This is a genomic window from Pseudomonas sp., assembly GCF_030690725.1.
Lineage (GTDB): Bacteria > Pseudomonadota > Gammaproteobacteria > Pseudomonadales > Pseudomonadaceae > Aquipseudomonas.
Genome location: NZ_JAUYGD010000043.1, coordinates 1 through 6,814, shown reverse-complemented (window position 1 = coordinate 6,814; position 6,814 = coordinate 1). Strand labels below are relative to the sequence as shown.

General features: G+C 62.4%; 6 protein-coding genes. 2 read left to right on the top strand and 4 right to left on the bottom strand.

The window, feature by feature from the left end; translation table 11 throughout:
* Both Q8O69_RS10760 and argR read left to right on the top strand, forming a co-directional pair.
* Nucleotides 1-544, top strand: a 544-nt coding sequence (locus Q8O69_RS10760; RefSeq protein WP_305591992.1) for an ATP-binding cassette domain-containing protein, incomplete at its 5' end; no start/stop codon positions are given.
* A gap of 67 nt (nucleotides 545-611) precedes the next feature.
* The gene (gene argR, locus Q8O69_RS10755; protein WP_305591990.1) at nucleotides 612-1,592 is read left to right on the top strand and encodes a transcriptional regulator ArgR; all 981 of its coding nucleotides are present in this window, start codon (nucleotides 612-614) and stop codon (nucleotides 1,590-1,592) included.
* A gap of 63 nt (nucleotides 1,593-1,655) precedes the next feature.
* On the opposite strand, the gene Q8O69_RS10750 is transcribed toward argR, so the two are convergent.
* The 4 genes from Q8O69_RS10750 to Q8O69_RS10735 all read right to left on the bottom strand — a co-directional run bounded on the left by Q8O69_RS10750 (nucleotide 1,656) and on the right by Q8O69_RS10735 (nucleotide 6,633).
* Nucleotides 1,656-2,480, bottom strand: coding sequence for an ion transporter (locus tag Q8O69_RS10750; RefSeq protein ID WP_305591988.1), 825 nt, complete (start codon nucleotides 2,478-2,480; stop codon nucleotides 1,656-1,658).
* Nucleotides 2,481-2,536: 56 nt separating this feature from the next.
* Entirely contained in the window at nucleotides 2,537-3,490 is a 954-nt protein-coding gene (locus Q8O69_RS10745; protein ID WP_305591986.1) for an urea transporter, read from the bottom strand.
* Between the two features lie 177 nt (nucleotides 3,491-3,667).
* Nucleotides 3,668-5,083 (bottom strand): pyruvate kinase, encoded by a 1,416-nt coding sequence (gene pyk / locus Q8O69_RS10740; protein ID WP_305591984.1) that lies wholly within the window; start codon nucleotides 5,081-5,083, stop codon nucleotides 3,668-3,670.
* Between the two features lie 218 nt (nucleotides 5,084-5,301).
* Nucleotides 5,302-6,633, bottom strand: coding sequence for a glycerate kinase (locus tag Q8O69_RS10735; RefSeq protein WP_305591982.1), 1,332 nt, complete (start codon nucleotides 6,631-6,633; stop codon nucleotides 5,302-5,304).
* Nucleotides 6,634-6,814 lie beyond the last annotated feature (181 nt).

Genomic DNA, 6,814 nt, shown 5'->3' with positions numbered 1-6,814 from the left:
CGGTGGCCTGAAAGCCGCTGATCCCAAGCAGCTGCAGAGCATGCGTTCGCGCCTGTCCATGGTGTTTCAGCACTTCAACCTGTGGTCGCATATGAGCGCCCTGGAAAACGTCATGGAAGCCCCGGTGCATGTGCTCGGCATGAGCAAGAAAGAAGCGCTGGAAAAGGCCGAGCATTACCTGAACAAAGTCGGCGTGGCCCATCGTAAAGATGCCTACCCCGCGCACATGTCCGGCGGCGAGCAGCAGCGTGTGGCGATTGCCCGCGCCCTGGCCATGGAACCTGAGGTGATGCTGTTTGACGAACCGACCTCGGCGCTGGACCCCGAGCTGGTCGGTGAAGTGCTGAAAGTCATGCAGGACCTGGCTCAGGAAGGCCGCACCATGGTCGTGGTCACCCACGAAATGGGCTTTGCCCGTGAAGTGTCCAACCAGCTGGTGTTCCTCCACAAAGGTGTGGTGGAAGAGCGCGGCTGCCCGAAAGAAGTGTTGGCTAACCCGCAATCCGAACGTTTGCAGCAGTTCCTCTCTGGCAGTCTCAAGTAACCAGCGGCAACATCTGCACGCACCCGCGCTATGCCCATAATCGCCAACAGAGCCTAAACTGCCCCCCATGAATGCCCACCGAATTGGCTTCCTGCTTTGGCCCACCACCAAGCCCCTGACCCTGGCCTTGGCGGAAGAAGCGCTGCGCGTTGCCCAGCGCGTTCACCCCGAGGTGGTCTACGAGCTGGTGTTCTTGCAGGCCGAAGCGCCGCTTGAAGGTGCATGGCGGCTGCCGGGGGAATCCTGGGTGGGCAAGCTGGAAGGCTGCCAGAAGCTCTTTCTACTCGCCGACGAGCCGCCAGGGCCGATGCCTGCGGCGCTCTCCGGCGCGCTCAAGCAACTGGTGCGTGGCGGCTGCGTGATTGGCGCGATTGCCGCCGGGGTCTATCCGCTGGCGCAACTCGGTTTGCTCGATGGCTACCGCGCTTCGGTGCACTGGCGCTGGCAGGATGATTTTACTGAGCGCTTCCCCAAGGTCATCGCCACCAGCCATCTGTTTGATTGGGATCGCGACCGCCTGAGCGCCTGTGGCGGCCTGGCCGTGCTCGACCTGTTGCTGGCCTTGCTCGCCCGTGATCATGGCGCCGAGCTGGCCGGTGCCGTAAGTGAAGAGCTGGTAGTCGAACGCATCCGCGAAGGCGGCGAACGCCAGCGTATCCCACTGCAGAATCGTCTGGGGTCCAGCCACCCCAAGCTGACTCAGGCCGTGCTGCTGATGGAAGCCAATATCGAAGAGCCGCTGACCACCGACGAAATTGCTCAGCACGTCTGCGTATCGCGGCGTCAGCTGGAACGCATCTTCAAGCAGTACCTCAACCGCGTCCCCAGCCAGTACTACCTGGAACTGCGCCTGAATAAAGCCCGCCAGTTGCTGATGCAAACCAGCAAATCGATCATCCAGATCGGCCTGTCCTGCGGCTTCTCCTCCGGCCCGCATTTCTCCAGCGCCTACCGCAACTTTTTCGGCGCCACGCCACGCGAAGACCGTAACCAGCGCCGCAGCAACAGCCCGTTTGAGCTGACCTCGACGCCCATCGAACGCGGTTGAGGCTAACCTTGATCACATAAAAAACCGCAGCTTGCTGCGGTTTTTTTGTGGCGGAAAGCTTACTTAGCTTTTGTCGGTTTGCCGTGGAAACAGCGGGTTACCGCAGCGGGTGCAAAAGGCCGCGCCGTGTTCGTGGCTGCTTTTGGCGCAGCTTGGGCAATCATGAGTCAGCTGCTCGCCGCCGCGCATGGCGTTGGCCAGTTCGGCGGTAAAGATGCCGGTGGGCACGGCGATGATCGAGTAACCGGTGATCATCACCAGGGTCGACAGTGCCTGGCCCAGCGGGGTTTGCGGGACGATATCGCCGAAACCGACGGTGGTCAGGGTCACCACGGCCCAGTAGATGCCTTTGGGAATGCTGGTAAAGCCGTGCGCCGGGCCTTCGATCACGTACATCAGGGTGCCGAACACCGTCACCAGGATGGCGATGCAGGCGAAAAACACGATGATCTTCTGCTTGCTGCCGCGCAGCGCGGTCAGCAGAAAGTTGGCTTGGCGCAGGTAGGGGCTGAGCTTGAGCACGCGAAAGATCCGCAGCATGCGAATCACCCGGATGATCAGCAGGTACTGCGCGTCGGCGTAGAACAGGGCGAGGATGCCCGGCAGGATCGCCAGCAGGTCAATCAGGCCGAAGAAGCTGAAAGCGTAGCGCAGCGGTTTTGGCGAGCAGTACAGGCGCACCACGTATTCGATGGCAAACAGCGCGGTAAAGCCCCACTCAATACCGGCCAGCAGCCCAGCGTACTGGCTGTGAATACTGTCGATGCTATCGAGCATCACCACCACCAGACTGGCCATGATGGTCAGCAGCAGGTAGCGGTCGAAGCGCTGCCCGGCTGGTGTGTCGGTGTGGAAGATGATGCTGTACAGGTTCTGCCGCGTGTCCATGGTGTTCTGGCTGCTCCGTATGCGGTGTTCGCCGATAACGCGAACAGGCAGGCAGCCTAGGAAGTTTTATCCCGATGATGCAAGCCTTTGACCTTATTAGGCGGCAGCGGCGTGCAGTCTGCCGCCGCTTTGCGCAGCAGACGCTGGGTGGCGCTGATCAGCCAGCAGGTGAGGATAAACGGCATGGTTAGCGCCGGTAGGCCTAGGGCGCTAAAGCCCGGTTGCAGCACCAGCGCTAGGGCGATACCGAGGGCCGGTAACCAGGGGCGGCGATGCACCTGGCTGAGAGCGATAGCCGCCAGCGCGGCGTTATAGCCATATAGGCCGGTGAGCGCGCTGTGCTGCGGCAAGCCCTGATACAGCGCCAGAGCCAGGCCGCCAGTGGAACCGAGCAGCGCCCAGTAGGCAGCGCGCCAGTCAGCCAGCAACAGGCCAAGCAGCAGGCAAACGCCAGCCAACGGCTGATCGAGAAAAATCACCTGACCCAACCCGCGCGCCATGGCGATCAGGCTGGCCCACCAGTCGAGCGGCTGCGCATGGCTAGGCACGGCCGGCTGGAACTCTAGCTGCAGAGCGGGTGCCAGCCACAACAGCAACCAACTCAAACCGACAAAGGGGAAGGTAAAGGCGGGCAGCCACTGACGCTTGCGCATGCGCTGCATCCAGGCCGCCAGCAACAGGCTGGAAGCCCCGGCGCTGACGATGATCAGCAGCGGCAGCAACGCCGACCAGGCAAATTGCAGGCTGATCAGCATGCCCAGCAGCACCCCGTTGTAGCCATATAAGCCGAGATCGATATCGGCTTTGGCATAACCACGGCGTTGCGCGGTCAGCGTGCTGCTCAGACAACCAAGCAGGGCACCGCCGAGCAGTTGCGGTGCGCCAATGGCAATGGCCAGCAGCACCAGCAGGCCGCAGCCGGGATGGGCTTGTAGAAAGATCTGGCTAAAGCCGTTAAGCAGGGCGCGAAAGCCCTGCAAGGCGTGGGTGGGGAGCGGTAATGGCGACATACAGATAACAATCACCAGTGCGGGAATAAAAAGAGGCACCCACCGCGGGAACAGTGAGTGCCTTCAAACTGGCAAAGCCAGCGTGGGATAGTGCTGTAGGGTGGATGGCGCTTTTTCCTCCACCTTTGCGGTTGGTGGATGGGTGAAGCGTCATCCACCCTACGAGGCTGTAGCTGTTTAGTGCAGGATTTCAATCCGCAGGCTGTTGGTACTGCCAGGCTGACCGAACGGCTCGCCGGCAGTAATCACCACGGTATCGCCGGTTTTCGCCAGCCCAGCCGAGCGAGCGGTTTCCAGGGCGGTGCGGGTGACTTCCTCAACCTTGTGCAGGCGCTCGTTGACCACCGAGTACACGCCCCAGGCCACGCTCAGACGTCGCGCGGTATCTAGGCTCGGCGTCAGGCTCAAGATCGGCGCTTTCGGCCGCTCGCGCGAGGCACGCAGGCTGGAGTTGCCCGACTCGGTGTAGTTGACCAGCACGGCTACCGGCAGGATGGTGCTGATGCGACGGATCGCGCAGCTGATCGCATCCGAGGCAGTGGCTTCGGCCTGCGGCCGGCTGACATCCAGCTGAGCCTGGAAGTCCGGGCCGTTTTCCACCTGGCGAATGATCTTGCTCATCATCTGCACGGCTTCCAGCGGGTAGTCGCCGGAGGCGGTTTCCGCCGAGAGCATCACCGCATCGGCGCCTTCGGCCACGGCGTTGGCCACGTCGGTAACTTCGGCGCGGGTTGGCGCAGGGGAGAAGCGCATGGATTCGAGCATCTGCGTGGCCACCACCACCGGCTTACCGAGCTGGCGGCAGGTACGGATGATGTCGCGCTGGATTCGCGGCACGTTCTCGGCCGGCACTTCCACGCCCAGGTCGCCACGGGCGACCATGATCGCGTCGCATAGCTTGGTGATTTCTTCCAGGTGAATCACCGCAGACGGCTTCTCGATCTTGGCCATCAGGAAGGCGCGATCACCGATCAGCTGGCGGGCTTCGATAATGTCTTCCGGGCGCTGCACAAACGACAGCGCCACCCAGTCCACGCCCAACTCCAGACCAAAGCTCAGGTCGCGGCGGTCCTTCTCGGTCAGTGGGCTCAGTTGCAGCACAGCTTCCGGCACGTTGACGCCTTTGCGGTCGGACAGCTCGCCACCGGCAATCACTTCGGTGATCACTGCATCGCTGTGCTTGGCGGTGACCTGCAGGCGCAGGCGACCATCGTCGAGCAGCAGGCTCATGCCCGGCTGCAGCGCTTCGATGATTTCCGGGTGGGGCAGGTTGACCCGATTAACGTCGCCCGGGGTGCTGTCCAGATCCAGGCGCAGGGTCTGGCCGCGTTGCAGGTTGACCTTGCCCTCGGCAAAACGGCCGACGCGCAGCTTCGGCCCTTGCAGGTCCATCAGGATGCCGATCGGGGTGTTCAGCTGCTGCTCGACTTCACGTACCCAGTCGAAGCGTTGGGCGTGGTCGGCGTGTTCACCGTGGCTGAAGTTGAGGCGGAACAGGTTGACCCCAGCCTCCACCAGCTGGCGGATGTCGTCGATGGTTTTGATCGCTGGGCCAAGGGTGGCGAGGATTTTTACTTTCTTGTCGGCGTTCATTTGGCAGGGGTCTCTAGGGTCTGTTGACGTTTCGGCGCGAGCCGCGTTGCTGCGCCAAATGACGCCAGGCAAGGCGCGGGACGCAGGCAATGGTTGTTCCCTTGCCAAGTCCCGCAACGCCGCATGGCGTCATTTGCCGCGCAACCCGGAGGGCCGGGCCAGTTTTTGCGCGGTACTGCGTTATTCGTCGTTCATTTGGAATGGCCAAACTTCTCTCCTCATGCCTTGCCCCGCGCAAAAACTGGCTCCGGCGCGGCCGCGAGCGAAACGTCAACAGACCCTAAAATCAGAATGGCGCGAAAATCGTTGACGTTGGTACGCGTCGGCCCGGTGACGATCAGTTGATCGAGGGCGGCGAAGTAGCCGTAGCCGTTGTTGTTATCCAGCTCGTCGCTGCTGCTCAGCCCCAGCGCCGCAGCGCGGGCATAGCTGTCGGGAGTCATAAGGGCCCCGGCGTTGTCTTCCGAGCCGTCGATGCCGTCGGTATCGCCAGCCAGGGCATACACACCGGGCAGGCCTTTGAGGCTGTCGGTCAGGCTCAGGAGGAATTCGGCGTTGCGCCCGCCACGGCCATTGCCGCGCACGGTCACGGTGGTTTCACCGCCGGAAAGAATCACGCAGGGCGCTTTGATCGGCTGACCATGCAGACGCACCTGTTTGGCAATACCGGCGTGCACCTTGGCGACTTCCCGCGATTCGCCTTCCAGATCACCGAGGATCAGCGTCGGCAAACCGGCGGCGCGCGCCTTGGCGGCGGCAGCGTCGAGGGATTGCTGCGGGCGGGCGATCAGCTGGAAGTGGCTGCGCGCCAGGCACGGGTCGCCCGGTTTGACGGTTTCCGAGGCTGGGTTCTGCAGCCAGGCGCGCACGTTGGCCGGGATCTCGATGCTATAGCGGGCAAGGATCGCCAGCGCTTCAGCCGAGGTGGTCGGGTCAGCCACAGTTGGGCCGGAGGCAATCACCGTGGCTTCATCGCCCGGTACATCGGAAATCGCGTAGGTATAAACGCTGGCCGGCCAGCTGGCTTTGGCCAGGCGACCACCCTTGATCGCGGAAAGGTGCTTGCGCACGCAGTTCATTTCGCCAATCGAGGCGCCGGATTTCAGCAGGGCTTTGTTCACTGCTTGTTTGTCTTTCAGGCTGATGCCTTCGGCCGGCAGGGCGAGCAGGGAAGAGCCGCCACCGGACAGGAGGAAGATCACCTTATCCTCTTCGTTGAGATTACTGACCAGCTCCAGCACGCGGCGGGCGACCCGCTCACCGGCGTCATCTGGCACCGGGTGCGCGGCTTCCACTACTTCGATCTTTTTGCAGTTTGCCCCATGCTCGTAGCGCGTCACCACCAGGCCGGATACTTCGCCCTGCCATTCGCGCTCGATTACCTCGGCCATGGCTGCGGCGGCTTTGCCAGCGCCGATGACGATGACCCGGCCGCTGCGATTTTCCGGCAGGTAATCGGCCAGCACCTGGCGAGGGTGGGCGGCGTCGATGGCGCTGGCGAACAGTTCGCGCAGCAGAGACGTTGGATTAAAAGATGGATCAATAGGCATGGTGATCTCTCTTATTTCGGGCTGGATCAACTCGATTCTAGTGCGCAGCGTCCGCTTGGCTGGCGCTGCGCACTAGAATCGACCCACCCGGCAGACAGGCCGTGACACCGTCTGCCGGGCAGGTCGAAAAGGTTCCCGTAGGTTGGGTTGAGCCTGCGATACCCAACAACCGGTTCGAAGA